Origin of the sequence: Larkinella soli (genome assembly GCF_003703975.1) — a bacterium.
GTDB lineage: Bacteria > Bacteroidota > Bacteroidia > Cytophagales > Spirosomataceae > Larkinella > Larkinella soli.
On sequence record NZ_QTJY01000002.1, the window covers coordinates 382,426 to 399,119 of the forward strand.

Annotated in this window: 15 protein-coding genes; 8 read left to right on the forward strand and 7 right to left on the reverse strand. The window is 60.6% G+C overall.

Annotated features, from left to right (window positions below; translation table 11 throughout):
• Both DX909_RS07820 and DX909_RS29990 read right to left on the reverse strand, forming a co-directional pair.
• The gene (locus tag DX909_RS07820) at positions 1–1,194 is read right to left on the reverse strand and encodes a n-acyl-d-glucosamine 2-epimerase (RefSeq protein ID WP_128544586.1); all 1,194 of its coding nucleotides are present in this window, start codon (positions 1,192–1,194) and stop codon (positions 1–3) included.
• A gap of 652 nt (positions 1,195–1,846) precedes the next feature.
• Complete coding sequence (locus DX909_RS29990) at positions 1,847–1,981, reverse strand: hypothetical protein (RefSeq protein WP_262707506.1); 135 nt, start codon at positions 1,979–1,981, stop codon at positions 1,847–1,849.
• A gap of 258 nt (positions 1,982–2,239) precedes the next feature.
• Here DX909_RS29990 and DX909_RS29470 point away from each other — a divergent pair, with 258 nt between their 5' ends.
• Together DX909_RS29470 and DX909_RS07825 are read left to right on the forward strand one after the other, a co-directional pair.
• Entirely contained in the window at positions 2,240–2,404 is a 165-nt protein-coding gene (locus DX909_RS29470; RefSeq protein ID WP_164851219.1) for a hypothetical protein, read from the forward strand.
• A 12-nt stretch (positions 2,405–2,416) separates the two neighbouring features.
• Entirely contained in the window at positions 2,417–2,590 is a 174-nt protein-coding gene (locus tag DX909_RS07825; RefSeq protein WP_262707509.1) for a LytTR family transcriptional regulator DNA-binding domain-containing protein, read from the forward strand.
• A 90-nt stretch (positions 2,591–2,680) separates the two neighbouring features.
• Here DX909_RS07825 and DX909_RS07830 read toward each other — a convergent pair whose 3' ends face one another.
• Positions 2,681–3,031, reverse strand: a complete 351-nt coding sequence (locus DX909_RS07830; RefSeq protein WP_164851220.1) for a response regulator — start codon at positions 3,029–3,031, stop codon at positions 2,681–2,683.
• A 148-nt stretch (positions 3,032–3,179) separates the two neighbouring features.
• Positions 3,180–3,803, reverse strand: a complete 624-nt coding sequence (locus DX909_RS07835; RefSeq protein WP_128544589.1) for a pyridoxamine 5'-phosphate oxidase family protein — start codon at positions 3,801–3,803, stop codon at positions 3,180–3,182.
• Between the two features lie 90 nt (positions 3,804–3,893).
• Here DX909_RS07835 and DX909_RS07840 point away from each other — a divergent pair, with 90 nt between their 5' ends.
• The 4 genes from DX909_RS07840 to DX909_RS07855 all read left to right on the forward strand — a co-directional run bounded on the left by DX909_RS07840 (position 3,894) and on the right by DX909_RS07855 (position 7,100).
• Positions 3,894–5,450, forward strand: coding sequence for an aminotransferase-like domain-containing protein (locus DX909_RS07840; RefSeq protein ID WP_128544590.1), 1,557 nt, complete (start codon positions 3,894–3,896; stop codon positions 5,448–5,450).
• A gap of 82 nt (positions 5,451–5,532) precedes the next feature.
• Positions 5,533–6,006, forward strand: a complete 474-nt coding sequence (locus tag DX909_RS07845; protein WP_128544591.1) for a WapI family immunity protein — start codon at positions 5,533–5,535, stop codon at positions 6,004–6,006.
• Positions 6,007–6,273: 267 nt separating this feature from the next.
• A complete protein-coding gene (locus tag DX909_RS07850; RefSeq protein WP_128544592.1) occupies positions 6,274–6,627 on the forward strand; it encodes a DUF6152 family protein in 354 nt (117 codons plus the stop codon).
• Positions 6,627–7,100, forward strand: a complete 474-nt coding sequence (locus DX909_RS07855; RefSeq protein ID WP_128544593.1) for a DUF6644 family protein — start codon at positions 6,627–6,629, stop codon at positions 7,098–7,100. Before DX909_RS07850 ends, DX909_RS07855 begins: the two co-directional genes overlap by 1 nt.
• Positions 7,101–7,106: 6 nt before the next feature.
• Here the strand turns inward: DX909_RS07855 and DX909_RS07860 are convergent, their stop codons facing one another.
• Both DX909_RS07860 and DX909_RS07865 read right to left on the reverse strand, forming a co-directional pair.
• Positions 7,107–9,341, reverse strand: a complete 2,235-nt coding sequence (locus DX909_RS07860) for a xanthine dehydrogenase family protein molybdopterin-binding subunit (protein WP_128544594.1) — start codon at positions 9,339–9,341, stop codon at positions 7,107–7,109.
• 2 nt (positions 9,342–9,343) lie between these two features.
• Positions 9,344–11,593: a carbohydrate binding family 9 domain-containing protein gene (locus DX909_RS07865; RefSeq protein ID WP_128544595.1), complete on the reverse strand. Its 2,250-nt coding sequence runs from the start codon at positions 11,591–11,593 to the stop codon at positions 9,344–9,346.
• Positions 11,594–11,833: 240 nt separating this feature from the next.
• On the opposite strand from DX909_RS07865, the gene DX909_RS07870 reads away from it, so the two are divergent.
• Positions 11,834–12,973, forward strand: coding sequence for a sensor histidine kinase (locus tag DX909_RS07870; protein ID WP_128544596.1), 1,140 nt, complete (start codon positions 11,834–11,836; stop codon positions 12,971–12,973).
• Entirely contained in the window at positions 12,945–13,661 is a 717-nt protein-coding gene (locus tag DX909_RS07875; RefSeq protein WP_128544597.1) for a LytR/AlgR family response regulator transcription factor, read from the forward strand. The genes DX909_RS07870 and DX909_RS07875 overlap by 29 nt, the downstream gene beginning before the upstream one ends.
• A gap of 230 nt (positions 13,662–13,891) precedes the next feature.
• Here DX909_RS07875 and DX909_RS07880 read toward each other — a convergent pair whose 3' ends face one another.
• A complete protein-coding gene (locus tag DX909_RS07880; protein WP_128544598.1) occupies positions 13,892–16,594 on the reverse strand; it encodes a PQQ-dependent sugar dehydrogenase in 2,703 nt (900 codons plus the stop codon).
• Positions 16,595–16,694 lie beyond the last annotated feature (100 nt).

The window sequence follows — 16,694 nt, forward strand, 5'->3', positions numbered from 1 at the left end:
TCAGAGAGGAAGAACCGGGGTGGGCTGCCGGTCTGCGATGGCCTCCAGGGTTTTCCAGCACTGGTACAGCCCGCGCGGAATGTGGAAACAGCCTTTCCATTTCCCGCCTTTCAGGGGCAGCAGCACCTCCCCCTGCCGGTTGAGGTACCCGTACCATTCCCCGTGGACCGGGTCGGGAAAATGGTCCCATGTATACCGGTGTACCTTTTCAAACCAGGTCAGGCAGCGTGCGTCGCCGGTATGCAGGTAACCCTTCAGGAGGCTGACGATGGTTTCGATGTGAACCCACCACAGCTTCTGATCCCATTCCAGTTGCTGGGGCGGGTTTCCCCGGCAGTCGAGGAAGTAGAAAATACCGCCGTATTTCGGGTCCCAGCCGAATTCGAGGGTGTTGATCGTAATGTCGACGGCCTTTCGGATCGTGGCCTGGTCGGACGAGCGCCCGGCGAGGTCCATGATGAACCACATGGCTTCCAGGCCGTGTCCCGGATTGACCAGCCGCCCTTCGAACGAATCGGAAAAGGAGCCGTCCGGCCCCACGTTTTCCGAAACGAGGCCGAGTTCCGGCCGGTAAAAGACGTCCATAACCGTCCGGATGCCGCTGGAGATGGTCCCCTGCACCAGTTCCGGCTCCAGCAGGGGCTCCATTTCCAGCACGAGGTTGCAGAGAATCATCGGCAGGGCGAAGCTTTGCAGCGGGCGGGTATCCGGGTAGACTTTCGAGTAACGCCCCTTGGGATTTTCGCGCCGGCGAAGAATGTTCAGGAAGGTATCGACGGCCAGATCGGCGTACGGCTTGTGCCGGGTCGCCAGATACAACTGCCCGAAGGCCATGGCCGCGAAGCAGTCGGAGAAGATATTATAAGGCTGTACCAGCGGCCGGCCCTCGCGGGTAAGGGCAAAATACCAGTTGCCCTCCGCGTCCCGGCCATGCTTCCGGAGAAATTCCGCGCCCTGAACCGCAAAATCGAGCCATTCCGGTTTCTTTTCAACCCGGTTGTACAGCATCGAGAACGTCCAGACCTGACGACACTGAAGCCAGACGAACTTATCGGTATCATACACCCGACCGGCGGTATCCAGACACGTCAGAAAACCCCCGAAGGCCGGATCAGCCGAGTGATCGAGCCAGAAGGGAACGACGTCCTCCAGCAGGTTGTCGCGATATAGATTCAAATAATCACCCAAATGCATGCCTGATCGATATGCCAAAATCAAAGACCTCTACAAATTGTTAGCTTCCGGTAAGCTGGAAATCACCTGACTTAATATTTATTTTTATAAAGAAGAAGCCAATTTAGCAAACTTATTAAAAAGCCTTCTAAAATAAGTCTTTAAAATTATTAACTGTCCGAAAGGGTTCCTTTCACTGCGAACGGTGCGTGCAGACGTATTACTTAGTTTTCATAGTTTAATCCGGCTGGTTAAACCGGCCGGATGCCGGCCTCAGGAATTGTCTTATTCGGACATGGCGGAAAGTTCTTCGAACAGAAAACCGGCTATGCGGTGACTCTACATATAATAGCTGAACAAAAACAAAATCACGCTATCAGCCTTATAATTACCTTATTATAAAATTACCACCAATTATAACCACCGTGTTTCCTGCTTTTTACTACCAAATTATTGAGAAATAGAATGATTAAAAATTAGACGATTCCGGTACCGAATAATCAGATTTCAAGGCCGCTCCCTCGTAAAATTTACTCATCTCCTTTCCAAAAGGTTAGTTTAGTCAACCCTTATACGTTGACCTTGCAAGATGATCAGGCTTTTGAATCTTCTGTCCTTTGTTCTGATGAGTTTTGGGATCCGGGACTACCTGCTGGGATCCGCCTGGTGGCGGTCATCCGTTCACCACGGCCTGACCGATCCGCTGTCGACCCTGGTCGGCATGATAATTGGTGGAATCATTACCGTTGGTGTGATGAATCTGGTTGGAGATGCCGTTGACCGGAAAAAGGTCCAATAAGGAAGCCATACATTTGGTAGCCTGCACAGACCCGGCATTTTGTCGGGTCTTGTCTTTGGGGGAATCGACTCTTCCCTTCCCCTCCCTGGACGGTTGACCGCCGGAAGTTTCACCCCAAAAATTTATTCCCGATACCCGTTAAACCTCCGGCGAAAGGGACTGTCAAACGCTCATTTGTAACCGATTAAGAGAAAATGTTTCGTTTTTGATACCATTTCGTCGGCTACGGTTTAGACTGCAACCATTTCCAATTAACTATTACATGCAATGACCAACAAATTCCCGGGTTTCCTCCGTCTGCCATCCTTAACCTATTTCGTGCCGATCATGGAAGTGGTCTGGCTGGAGGCAAAAGGCAACTACACCCTGGTACATCTTGAAAACGACAGGGAGGTGCTGACCGCCAAAACACTGGGGGTCTGGCAGCATTAGCTGACTACCTTCATCCGACTGAGCAAAGGTGCGCTTATCAATCGTGAACACATTGCGGAATTGCGGCAGGAATCTGCCAAAAAAGTGGAGATTGTTCTGACCAACGGCCTGGTGCTTGGCGTGGCCCGACGCCGGATTGCTCCGGTTCTTGAGGCTCTGAAATCCGAGCCTATGCTGATGCTGTAAAACGGTAAAGGCCGGATCGGAATTCAGACCGATCCGGCCCGTCCGGAGACCTCCCGCTGCCGATCGTCTCTCCGGTTCAGGCCGACGCTATCAATTGATTTCCCGCTTCAGCAGAATCTGATTGGCCCCCGCCTGGCGGCACATCGCTTCCCATTCCGGATCATCCAGACTGGTGCAGACTACCGTATCTATTGTCTGGTAGACGGGGTGGTCACGCAGGGTTTCCAGCACTTCCAGCCCCCGGTGATCCGGCAGGTCGATGTCCAGCAAAAGGAGCTGGGGCATCACCGCCTGCTGATCCAGATAATACCAGAGTTCCGAAGCGCCCGGCAGGCAGACAAACTGGAAGCCGTTCCGCCTGTTGTCGGCGGGCACCCTATCGGCCAGACAGTTGCGCAGGTCCCGGCCAACGAACAGAATATTGTAATGATTTGTATTCATCCTTTGTAATGGTTGGAATACAAAATTACGCACCATGTCTGGTAAACCCGGTTATAGGGCCGTTAAAGTTGCCGATAAGTCGATTAAAAACAAGTTAAATTTTTTGTCTGCTAAATAAAAACGGGATTTCATCCTTCCAAAGTCGGGCTCAGGCTAAATGAGCCGGAAGCGGCAGGCCGGCACTCGTTGCGTCGGGTTGAGGCTGATCCCGGACCGTCCGAACCGGAATCACCCCCGACCAGATCGGCAGGGCCAGGTCCTCCGGCTCGTCGTTGGGGCCGCCCGTCCGGACTTTGGCCGAGGCTTCCTCCAGCGGGAAGGCCAGCACCGTCGTTTTCCGGACCTCGCTTTCGGTTTCCGGCCGCAGGCACTCCCAGCGGCCCGGCACCAGCTGATCCGTGATGCGGGCCAGCGCCTTCACCTTCTCCTCCCCGTTTTCCACCTTCTCCGCCCGCGCAAAAACCACCACCGAACGGTAATTGACCGAGTGGCTGAAACCGCTTTTAGCCAGCACCAGCCCGTCCACCAGCGTCACCGTGAGGCAAACCGGCCCGCCGTTTTCGAGTTCCCGGATGAAGTGGCTGCCCACCGATCCGTGAATGAACAGCCGGTTTCCCTCCCGCCCGTACGCGGTCGGAATAGCCCGGGGTTCGCCGTCGGAAACATAACTGACCGTACAGAAAAGCCCTTCGTCCAGAATGGCATGGATGGTTTCTTCGTCGTAAACGGCTCTTTTTGCCAGGCGGCTGGGGGTAGTACGGGGTGTTTTCATCTTCGGATTTCATTGATTTTGACCGGACAAAATTGCTCCTTTACCGGCGCATCCCAATCATCCGGTTTTTGGAAAACAGATAGTCCGGTTATGATTCCCTTCAAGACACTGATTACCCTCGACCGCTCGTCGGCCCAGCCGGTTTTCCTGCAACTGGCCGAGCAACTGGGCCGGATGGTCCGGGAGGGCGTGCTCGAACCCGGATGGAAACTGCCCGGGACGCGCCGGCTGGCCCAGCTGCTCGACCTGCACCGGCGCACCGTCGTGGCCGCCTACGACGAACTGCTGGCCCAGGGCTGGCTGGAAGCGCGGCCCGGCAGCGGCACCTACATCCCCGATCATCTTCCCCAGCCGCTTCCCCAGGCCCTGACGCCCGGAGAAGCCCCACCGGACCCCGGCCGCCGGCCCGGTTATCTGTTTTCCCGGCCGGACCATATCCAGATGCCGGTATTATCGCCCGATACCCCGCTCCGGCTCGACGACGGTTTCCCCGACATCCGGCTGGCACCGATGGACGAACTCGCCCGCGCCTACCGAAGTTACTTCCGATGGGGAAAACCGCAGCGGCATTTCGGGTATGCGGACACCCGGGGGCATCCCCTCCTGCAGGCCGAACTTTCGGCCTACCTGAACGAAACCCGGGCGCTGCGCACGACGCCCGAAAATATTCTGATTACCCGGGGCAGCATCATGGGCATCCACCTGAGCAGCCTCTTGCTGCTCCGTCCAGGCGATACGGTCGTGGTGGGAGAAACCAACTGGGCCGGCGCCGACATGAATTTCCGGCAGGCCGGTGCAGTGGTGCAGACAGTGCCGGTCGACGGGTTCGGGCTGGATGTCGACGCCCTGGCCGACTGGTGTCGCCGGCGGCCCGTCCGGCTGGTCTACCTCACCCCTCACCACCACTACCCTACCACTGTGACCCTCCGGGCCGACCGGCGGCTTCAGCTCCTGCAGCTGAGCCGGGAATACGGTTTTGCCGTCATCGAGGATGACTATGATTTCGATTTTCACTACCTCGGCCGGCCTATTCTGCCGCTGGCGAGCGCCGACCGGCACGGAATGGTGATCCACGTCGGCTCCCTGTCCAAATCCATCGCTCCGGCCTTCCGGATCGGCTATGTGGCGGCTCCGGTCGAGGTGATCGACGAACTGGCCCGGCTGCGCCGGATCATCGACCGGCAGGGCGACCCCATGCTGGAATTTGCCGTCGGGCAGCTCTTCCGGAACGGCGACATCCGACGGCATCTGAAAAAATCCCTGAAAACCTACCAGACCCGGCGGGATCATTTCTGCCGCCTGCTGACGAGCGAACTGGCCGGGGCGGTGGAGTTCACCAGACCGGACGGCGGGCTGGCCGTCTGGACCCGGTTCGACCCGGCCATCGACCTGCCGCTGCTGGCGCGACAGGCCCGGCAGGAGGGCCTGTTCTTTTCCGACGGAACCCAGCACGATCTGCCCGGCCGCCGGCTGAACGGCACCCGGCTGGGCTTTGCCTCCAGCACCGAAGAAGAACTCGAAAAAAGTGTGGCGATCCTGCACCGACTCCTCGGTCGGACCGGCGCCGTTCCGGCCGGAATCCGCGCTAAGAAAACTTCTGAAATAAAGGAGATAAATCCTGTTCAACTAAAAACGGCCGTAGACTAAACAGACAAAAAAGTCAGCGGATAAGGGTTGACTTTCGCAGGGATTCGCTTTATATTTATCTGAAAATCTGGAACAAACATCTATGCTGATTTTACGACAGGGAGGAAATAGTCTGCTTCTTGACGTACTGGACTATCAGGAAGCGGAAGCCGCTGATACGCTCGCCAGCAATGAGCTTCTGGTAAGCATCGAACTTCGGTCCCGGGGTCGGTCCTCGCTGATCACGGCGGTGCTTCTCTCCACCTTTGAACTTTCTTCCATTGCCGACTGGCTGGAGGTCGTTGCCTCCGGGACCGGCTGCGATCCCATCCGGCTGGCCACCCCTGATCTTCACTTCGACGTCGTCCGGCAGCCGGGCAACCTCTACCACCTGAGCATTTATATGGAGGGCAATGCGGCTCCCCAGTGGAACGGCGACCATTTCGTGGCCGAACCGTTTACGATCCGGTTCGAGGTGGACTCCATCCAGCTCCGGAATGCCGCCCGCGAATTGCGTCTCCTCCACTTCCGGTTCCCGACTCAGGCCGGACGTCCGCTCGATCGGCAGCTTCACTGAACGTTGGTACCATTAAAAAAGATGTTGCCTTTCTGTTGAACCCTGAATCAACAAATTCGCTGAAAAACATTAAATTAGGTGCGTATACTATACGTCCGGAGAAGTGGCCGGTTTGTAGAAGCAGGCTTCGACACGCGTATACAAAATGGCCCTGGAAGCGAATGCAGGCCGGTTGGCCGCTGGCCCTTTTGCCTTCGGTCGATCCGGAAAACCGTCTGACTGCCCGATGGAGGCCGTCGTAAGATTAAACAAAACCCTGGTAAACCCATGAAAACCCTGAAATTCGGAGCGGCCGCACTGCTGCTGACCCTCGGCACCGCCTTTACGGTTCTGCACCACGGCTGGTCCAACTACGACCAGAATATCGTTCTGGATTATACCGGGACCATCGAGTCCTCCAAATACGAAAACCCCCATGCCACCGCCCGCCTGAAGGACAAGGACAAGACCTGGACGGTCGTGCTGGCCCCCACCACCCGTATGCAGGACCGGGGCGTCACGCCCGAGATGATCAGGGCCGGGGCGTCGGTCCGCGTGGTGGGCTATCCGCACAAGCAGATCAAGGATGAAATGCGGGTGGAACGCATCTTCATCGACGGCCAGAAATACGAACTGCGCTGATGGAGGAAGGGCTGGCCTGGCTGGAAAAAACCGCCTGGGCGGTGGCGATCCGGCAGTCGGACTGGCTCTATCCCTGGCTGGAAATCATTCACATTCTGGGCATCGTACTGCTGGTCGGCACCGCCCTCCTGTTCGACCTGCGGCTGCTGGGGTATGCCCGCCCGTTGCCGGTCACGGGGCTGGCCCGCTACCTGCTGCCCTGGTCACGGCGGGGGCTGGCCCTGGTCATTCCCACCGGGCTGCTGCTGTTCACCACCAATGCCGTGGAACTGGGCCGCAACCCGACCTTCTGGCTGAAAATGAGTCTGCTGGTCATTGCCGGACTCAACGTGGCGGTTTTTCACCGGCGTACGTTCCGGTCGGTTTCCGCCTGGCCCGACCATCCCACCCCGTTGGCGGCCCGGCTGGCGGCCGTCTGTTCCATTCTGGTCTGGGTGGCTCTCATCGCCTGCGGGCGGCTGCTCGCCTACTGAAACCGCTCAGGACTTCCGGCCGGTCATCAGCCCGGGCGAATCCATCGGCAAGCTGCGGATGCGAACGCCGGTGAGGGCAAAAACCGCATTGCTGAAAGCCGGGGCCAGCGCCGGCACCCCCGGTTCGCCGGCGCCGGAGGGCGGTTCGTCACTGTCGATCAGATGCACTTCAATCTCCGGTGCTTCGTGCATCCGGATCATCCGGTAATCGTGGAAATTGCTCTGCTGCACCCGGCCCTCCTGGAGCCGGATTCCGCCGTACCATACCGCCTGCAATCCCCAGATAATGCCGCCTTCGACCTGTCCCTTCACCAGCGAGGGGTTGATGACCATGCCGCAGTCGATGACGGCCACTACCTTTTTCACCCGCAGATTCTCCCCCGCCCGCTCGACCTGCACGACCTGGGCGCAATAGTTCGTGACGGCGACGCCCATGCCCCGGGCTGGATGGCTCCCCAAAGGAAGCCAGCCGGATACTTCCGCCACCCGTTCGAGCAGCCGGCGGGTTTTGCGCCGGTCATATTCGGCCTTCGCCAGCCAGTCGGCCGGGTTAGCCTGGCCCTCCGGTACAACCGGCGGTTCGGCGAGCAGTTCGAGCCGGAAAGCCAGCGGGTCCCTGCCGAGCGAGTGGGCCATTTCATCGACGAAACACTCCCGGGCGAAGGTCTCCCGGTGGGAGCCCACACTCCGCCAGGACCCGGTCTGCAGGGGCGACGGCAGCAGAACCGCCCGCATCCGGGCGGCCGGAATACCGTAGCGGTAAGGATTCCAGGACCAGCCCGCAAAAAAGTCGAAGGTGAATCGCCGGAGGTCCCAGGCCCGGATTTTCCCGGCGGCATCGAGGGCCACGCGGTGGTGATCCCGCTCGGCCGCGTGGTAATAGTCGTGCCGGATTTCATCCTCCCGCGTCCAGGTCACCTTGACCGGTTTACCGACCTCCTTCGAAATCAGGGCCGCTTCCACGACGAAATCGGCCTCCCACCGCCGGCCGAACGCGCCCCCCGACGGCAGGATATGCACCCGAACCTGATCGGTCGGTCGGTTCAGGACGGCAGCCACCTCCCCGGCCACCCGGCGGCCGTACTGATGCCCCGCCCAGAGTTCGCAGGCGTCCGGCCGGACGTCGGCCACGGCGGTCAGCGGTTCCATCATGGCATGGGCCTGAAAACCCGTATCATACGTTCCTTCCACCACACGGCCGGCTTCCCCGAAAGCCCGGTCGACGGGCCCGTACTCGAAAACGGTTTTGCCGGTTTCCGTCCGGGCGGCCGAAAGCTGATCCTGAACCGTCTGGTCCGACACTCCGCCGAACGGCCCTCCCTCCCACTCGATCTTCAGTGCCTTTTTGCCCTGAAAGGCCGCCCAGGTGGAGGTAGCGACCACGGCCACGCCTTCGGCCACCGTGTAGGGATAGGTGGCCGTATCGCCCTCGAACGGGCTGAGCCTGATGTCTTTGCGCAGTCCGGAGATCCGAACCACGGCCACGACCCCGGGCATCCGTCGGGCCGCCGAATCGTCAACGCTTTTCAGCTTCCCCAGGAACACCGGGCAGCGTTCGACGGCCGCATGGAGCATTCCCGGAAGTTCGAGATCGAGGCCGTACCGGGCCTGCCCAAGAACGATGCTCCGGGTACGATGGTTAGCGACCGGCTTTCCGATGTAGCGATATTCCTTCGGGTCTTTCAGCGGGGCCGTGGCCGGGAGGTCAAGCCGCGCGGCCCGGTCGAGCAGGTCGGCGAAAGCCAGCCGGCGGCCGGTGGAACGGTCGATGACGAATCCGTTTTCGGTGTAGCAGCCGGCGGGTTGCGCGTTCCAGACCCCGGCGGCAGCGGTAATGAACAGCGCCCGAACCCGGGCGGCCGCTTCCCGCAGCGGTTTCCAGCACGCCCGGATAGAATTGCTGCCACCCGTTACGCCCTGAACGACATCGCCGAACTGCGGGTTATAATCCGCCTGAGCGACGGTCATCCGGCTCAGGTCGGCCCCGAGTTCGTCGGCAAAGACCATCGCCAGCCCCGTGCCGATGCCCTGGCCCATTTCCTGCTTGGGCAGATTGAAGATCACCGAGCCGTCCGGCCCGAACCGGACAAACAGGCTGGGCGAAAACCCGCCGGCAGGCGTACCCGGGCGAGCGGCCGAAACCGCAGCGGGCAGATCGACGGAAAGGGTTAGCCAGCCGCTCAGCAAAGCACTCATTTTCAAAAAGTCCCGGCGGTTTGGATTGGAATCGTTCGGACGCATCTTCAGAATTGTTTCAGGTACGATATTTTTCCGATCAGGTGCCGTTCCCGCTGGGGAACCCCGAAATCTGAAAAACTATACCCCTGGTTATAAATCAGATAGACGAAAGAAAGCGGTTTGAATTCCCAGGAAAACCGGATATTTCGGCCGCTCGTGGCCGTGTAGGTATTCCGCTGGTAAAAGCCGATCACCTGAAGACGCGGGTTCAGCGCCAGCCGGCATTCCAGGCTGTAAAGGCCGATGGTACGGGAAAACCGGTCGGCCCCGACGGCCCGAAACCGGCTGAGTTCACCGGCGGCCGTCACCGACACCTGCGGCACGGGCGATAGCCGGAGCTGGCCCTGGAGGTTCGCCATACGCCCGTCGTAATACCCACCGGTTTCGCCGATAAGCTGGTAAGCCACTTTTCCGGAAGGGTCATTGCCGAGGGCGAAGGCAAACCGCAGGTAGCGATAGGTCGTCGAAGCAAGTTTCAGGTTCAGGGGCCGGACATCTTCCGGGTCCAGACGCTGGAAAGCCGGTTTGGCAAACAGGCCGAAAAAGCCGCCGTTCTGAAACATGAACCAGACCGGACTCAGGATCACCTGCCCTTCCTGCAGCCGCCCGGTGGAAAGTTTGTGGTAGACTTCGACATACATCCCCGGGTCGAACTCCCGGATGCGGGCGGGGAGCCACCGCCCCCGGTTGACGGCGTAAAAGCCGGGCGTATGGGCCAGCACGTCGCTGCGGGACACAAACCCCATCTCCGGCGAAAAGCCCTTCGACACCACTGACTGCGTCAGCCAGGCCACCAGCTGGTTGGAGCGGTAATAGAACTGGCTGTAACCGGCAAAGCCCCGGCCCGTATGTCCTGCGGAAGCCGAAGCCACCGCCATGGCCTGGTAGGAAAGGGAATTATTGATACGAAAAAAACCGTCCACGGCACCCACGCCGTTTTGTCGGGCCTCCCCTGCCCCGGCCTGACGGTTTTTGAGCGTTATAAGCCCCCCGATCCGGTTCTGACTGCCGAGGTTCCGGGAATACCGCCCCACCATGAAGTCGGTCGCGGGGCCATCGTCGGCCGGGCGCTGCCGCATGAGGAGCCCTCCGAAGTTCTGCCGGGCCGACCGGTACACGAACCGCGCCCCGGCCGCAATGGGGATTGGGATGCCGGTCCCGTCCGGCCGGGTCGCCAGGCCGATGGTGCGGCTGAAGAACGGCCGGATCACCATGCTTCCGCCCCCAACCGTACCGGCATACCCGATGAAGTCGGGGGCCAGACCGGCTCCGAACAGGCTCGCATTCTCCAGAAAAAAGGCCCGCCGTTCCGGAAAAAACACCGACAGCCGGCTCAGGTTATTGACCTGCCGGTCGACGTCGGCCTGGGCAAAGTCGGTATGGAAGGTCAGGTCGAGGACGGCGTTCGGGTTGATGGCCCACTTCAGGTCGCCCCCGGTTTTCAGGCTCCGCCGAACCGACCCCGGGTGCTCCGGGCCGGAATCCCCGGCAAAGAGCAGATAGGGCTGAACCCGCAGGTTGGTCGAGGGCGGGGGCGGTTTCAGGCCGGTCAGCCGGCCGGCGTAGGCCATGCGGTTGGGCGAAAAGGCTCTCGGAAACGGCGACCATGCCGACAGCTCATTGATCGAACGACGATTACGAAAAAAATTAATTCCCCAGTCCGCCGTCGAATCGGTCGTGCGGGCATAGCGCAGGGTTTGCCAGGGAATCGCGATTTCGGCCACCCAGGCGGTGTCGGTCCGGCTGGTCCGCACTCGCCAGAGGGCGTCCCAGTCGAGGTCGGTCAGCACGTCGTCGAAGGCGATCAGGTCGCGCTGGGTGCCGAAGGGGTTGGTCAGAAAGGCCATGGCGTTCCGGCGGTCGTTGAAGCCGTCGAGCGACAGGCCGAAATAGTCATGCCCGCCGGGGTTGAAATCCCGTCTGAAATCCGGAGCGCGAAGCCCCCGGGAGCCGAGCGAGTCGTAGTTGATCGCTGCGATATACAGATACTTCCGGTTGAACAGGACCCGTACTTCCGTCGGTGAGCGGGGGCGGCCGCCCTGCACGGGGTCGATCTGCCGAAAGTCGGCGACCGGCCGGGCCTGCCGCCACTCCGTTTCGCTGAGAAGACCGTCGACGGTCAGATTCTTTTCGATGGCGACGGCCTGAACGGCTTTTTGAACGGAGTCCGGCCGGAAGGTGCGGGCCGTCGGCTGGCTGTGGACCGACGGTGCAATCATCAGAAGCAGAAGCAGCAAACCGGGGGTGGACTTCATAACGGCAGAGACGGGTTTCTCCAAAAATAGGACGCCCGAAAGCCGCCCTGCCGGGATTTTATCCCAACGCCCGCCACCGGCAACACTCTTCCGCAAACCCCTGACGAACCGCTTCCGGCCGCAGAAACCGCCGTTCGTCCGACGAAACGGTTGTTTGTCCCAAAACGGCTTCCGGCGGGCCGCTTTTCCCCGGAAACCCGCTACCTTGAAGGGATTTTTTTCCGCTGATCTTCACGGCTTATGATGCGCAGAACCTTACCGCGACCGGCGCTCCATGCGGTATTCTGGACGGTCTACTTCCTGTACTCCTGGCTGGGGCTGGGAAGTCTGAAGGCCGCCTACGACGGATGCCTTTTCGGCAACCCGTTCGAAACCGAACTGCTCTATTCGCTGGCCTATGTGCCCATGCTGGCCGGGGGGGTATATGTCACCCGCTACGGGCTGATCGAGCGGTTTCTGCTCCGGCAGCAATACCGGCTGTTCTTTGGTGGGCTGGCCCTGACGGTGGTGTCGGTGGCGGTCCTGTACCGCATCGTGACCTATTACTGGATTCAGCCGCTCCACCGGCCGGAACTGAACAACCTGCCGCTGTTTTTCTTTCCGACGCTGCTGGTTTCGGCCATCGACTTCAGCACCCAGCTCGGCGTGGCGGTGCTGCTGTACTTCGTCAGCCAGTGGTACCGCCAGCGGCAGATGGCCCAGCAACTGCTGCTCGACAAGCGCGAAGCCGAACTGGAACTGCTCAAATCCCAGGTGCAGCCCCATTTTATTTTCAATACGCTCAATAACATCTACGCGCTCTCGCTCCGGAATTCGCCCCAGACCTCGGAGATGATCTACCGGCTTTCGTCGCTGCTCGATTACATGCTTTATGACAGCCGGAACCAGCGCATCCCGCTGCAACACGAACTGGAATACATCGACAACTACATCCGTCTCCAGAAAATCCGGTACGGCGACCACCTGAACGTGAACGTCACCGTCGATCCGCTGCCCGACCGGCTCACTATCTCCCCCCTGCTGCTGCTGCCGTTCGTCGAAAACTGCTTCAAACACGGCCTGGGCGGGCGGCAGGCTGACCCCTGGATCGAGGTCCGGGTGCAAATGGAAGGACCGAATCTGGTGGTCCGGATCGCCAACAGCCGCACGGAGCCGCAGCCCTCCGGGAGCAAGTCGGGCATCGGCCTCCAGAACGTCCGGCGACGGCTCGATCTGCTGTACCGGGGCGCCCACACGCTCGACATCCGCCCCGAGGCCGACCGGTTTACCGTCTGCCTGACCCTTTCACTCGCGGCCCTGGAGGATTCCGCCGACCTTTCCGTCTCCACCGAGCCTGAAACCGAACCCGCCTATGAAGATGCGATGCCTGATCGTCGATGACGAACCGCTGGCCGCCGACCTGATCGCTTCCTACATGGAAAAAGTCCCGTATCTCGAACCGGTGGGCCTGTGTCACAGTGCCGAAGACGCTTTTCAACTCCTCCAGCGGAAGCCGGTGGACCTGCTGCTGCTCGACATCCAGATGCCCCGGCTCACCGGCCTCGACCTGCTCCGGACCCTGCCCCAGCAGCCGCAGGTCATCATCACGACGGCCTACCGCGAGTTTGCGCTCGACGGCTACGAACTGGACGTCGTGGATTTTCTGCTGAAACCCATTCTGTTCGAGCGGTTTCTGAAAGCCATCGGCAAAGCCTGGCAGCGTCGGCAGACGGAGACGATGCTTCCGGACAAGGAGGGCAAATCGCCCTCCCACCTTTACGTACGGGTCGACCGGGAGATGGTAAAGGTGCAGCTCGACGAAATCCTGTGGGTCGAGAGCATGAAGAACTACATCAAAATCCGGACGGCGGAACGTCAGCTGGTGACGTATTTGAAGATCAGCTCACTGGAAGAAAAACTGCCCCCCGACCGGTTTCTGCGGATTCATCGCTCCTTTCTGGTGGCCGTCGACCGGGTGCAGGCGTTCAACCCCACCGGCGTCCGGATCGGGCGGATGGAGCTTCCCATCGGCCGCAATTACAAAGGCGAGGTACTCCGCCGGCTCGAACAGCAGGGCGTTCCACAGTGAGCCGCATCGCTGCCGCCGGGGGTTTGGGGAAGGCCGACCACCCCCCGCCCCCCTCCTTACCAAGGAGGGGGTGGCTTCGCAGGTCTTAAAAATGGCAGCGCACTCCCCCTCCTGTTTTAGGAGGGGGCCGGGGGGTGGTCTGCGGGATAACAAAACGGGTACGAACCGGATGCCCTCCGTTGGATCCCGAAGTGACCGAAGACTCTCAGCCGTCACCACTAAACGACTTTTTACCGGCGCAGCAGCCGGACCTGGCGGCTTTTTTCCGGGGTGCTTACCTTCAATACCATCAGCCCCGTCGCCGGCGTTCTCAGGTCGAACCGCTGATATTCAACCTTTGCCGCTTTTTCCAGCCGACGGCTTTCAATCACCCGCCCCTGCAGATCGATCAGTTCGAAACGAAGCGGACGGCTTTCAGCGCCCTGCACTTCCACCTCCAGTTCCTCCCCGACCGGGTTTCCCCGCACGACCACATGGAAGTCAGCCACCGGGGCGGTGCCGATCCGGCCCGCCGGCGCACACGTAAAGGTTTTGGGCGCCCCTTTCAGGACGTAGGCACTGCCCGCGATCCGGGCGCCGACGGAGTGCGCCCGGCCGTCCCGGAAAGCGGAGGGAATGGGGAAGCTGTAACCGTGAACCCCGTTGCCTTTGCCGGCATCCTTCAGGTCCTGCCGGAATAGATCGGCTCTCACCTGACCCAGCACGGTGCTACCCTCGTAAAATTCAACGACCATGACCGTATTGGGTTTGTTGCGGTCCCATACCCAGCCCCGCAACCCTCCGCAGTCGGCTTTGTCGAGGTAGCCTTCAAAATTGCCGGTCACCGGGCCGGGCGGGGGCGGTGCGGCCGTTCCGACGGTCAGGCTGAGGGCCAGACTGGTGGTTTGCGGTTTAGTATCGGTGGCGGAATAGGTCAGGCTGAAGGGCCCGGTGACGCTCGGCGTTCCGCTGATGGTACGGGATAGGGCCGAAAAACTCAGCCCGCCCGGCAGGCCGGTCAGAGCATAGGTGAGCGGTCCGTCTTCGGGGTCGGTGAAGGCAGGAAGCACGGTCGAAAAGGCGACGCCCTGGGTCGCGGAAAGGGGGCCGGCCGCGGGGGCCGCCGGAGGAAGGTTGACGGGGGGCGGTGGCGGATTCCCGGAAGTGGGGCAGGTCACCGTTTTCGGAGAAAGTTTCAGGAGATAGGTGCTGCCCTGCACCCGCGCCCAGACGGTATGTGCCCGGCCGTCGCGCAGGCTCGCGGGCGTGTTCAGCAGAAAGCCGTGGACACCGTTTCCTTTCCCGGCATTTTTCAGGTCCTGCCGAAAGATATTGGCTTCCGTGGTTCCCTGCACCGTTGCCGATCCGGCCGTGGCTCCGTCCAGAAACTCCACCGTATAGCTGACGTTGGGTTTGTCCCGGTTCCAGACCCAGCCGTACAGGGAGTTACAGTCGGCCCGGTCGAGAAAGCCCTCGAAATTGCCGGTGACGGTCACCGGGCCGGGCGCAGAGACGGCAAGATTCAGCGAAACCGATGCGGAAACCAGCCCGTCCGTAGCTGCGTAAGCCACGGTAAATGAGCCGGTCTGGGAGGTGGTGCCCGAAAGCGTGCGGGTAGACGGAACGAAAGTCAGGCCGGGAGGAAGCCCGGTCACGGAATAGGTCAGGTAGTCGTTGTCGGCATCGGTAAACGCAGGCAGAACCGCCCTGAAGGTCTGGCCGGCCGTCGCACTCAGGGAGGAAACCGCCGGGGCGGCCGGGGCGCGGTTGGCGGTGGGATCTCCGGCCCTCAGCCGGTATACGGTCCCTTCATTGAAGGTCAGGACGTACAATTCGCCGTCGGCCCCCTGTCCGAACCCGACGGGATTGGCGAGAACCGGCGTCTGAAGCGTATTTTGCAGGCTGCCGGCTTCCCGGCGAAGCAGCCACAGCTTCCCCTGGGCGTAGTCGCCGTAGACGTACCAGCCCTGAAGGCCCGGAAACCGGCTTCCACGATAGACGAAACCGCCCACCACGGAACTGCTCTGCCCGCCGTTGTTGGAAAAGCCCGCATACTCCAGCAGGGGCATCGTAAAATTGGCGGCCGGCGCGCAACCCGTCGCCACGTAGGGATGAGATCCCTCATAACACCGCCAGCCGAAGTTCAGACCGGCCGGAAGCGAGCCGCTCGAGGCCGGGACGAAGTTCACCTCCTCGTAACCGTCCTGCCCGTTGTCGCCCAGCCAGAGGTCGCCGGTCTGACGGTCGAAGCCGGCGCGCCAGGGGTTCCGCAGGCCGGCGGCCCAGATTTCATCCGGGATGCTGTCGCCGGGAGTTTGATACGGGTTAGTGGCAGGAATCCGGTAGGGCGGGGCGACGTCGACGTCGATGCGCAGGATTTTGCCGTACGGTTTTTTCAGGTTCTGGGCGTTGCCGAGCGGGTCGCCCGTCTTTCCCCGGTCGCCGTTGCCGTCGTCGCCCAGAAAAATGTACAGAAAGCCGTCGGGACCGAACAGCAGGCGTCCGCCCCGGTGGCCGTTGTCCGGAAAGGGGATCGCCATGACCACCGACTCGCTCGCCGGGTCGGCCACGTTCGGATTGCCGGCATTGCGGGTGAAGCGCGACACGACCGAGTAGCCGTCACTGCGGGCGTAATAGACATATAGAAACCCGTTGCCCTGAAAATCCGGGTGAAACGCCATACTGAAGATACCGTTGAACTTCGTATCCCTCAGTTGGGAAGCCGGTATCTGAAGGAAGGGCGTCGAAAGGACGGTTCCCGACGACTCCAGAATCCTGATCCGTCCGCCGGCTTCCGCCACATACAGCCGGTCGGTTCCTCCGTGCGCCAGGTCGACCGGTGCCTGGAAACCGGAAGCCACCGGCTGCAACTGGAGTTTCGGTACCTGGGAAACGGCCGGACCGGCGAAAAGAGAGCAGGAAATAAAGAGGAAAACCCGGTAGAAACAGCACATAAAGACAGAGCTGGTTTTGCCGATAATTTACTAAGAATCTGAGGATTGACGAAATCAGACCGAACTTTTGACAAAAAATTCCAATCCATACCGCCGTCCG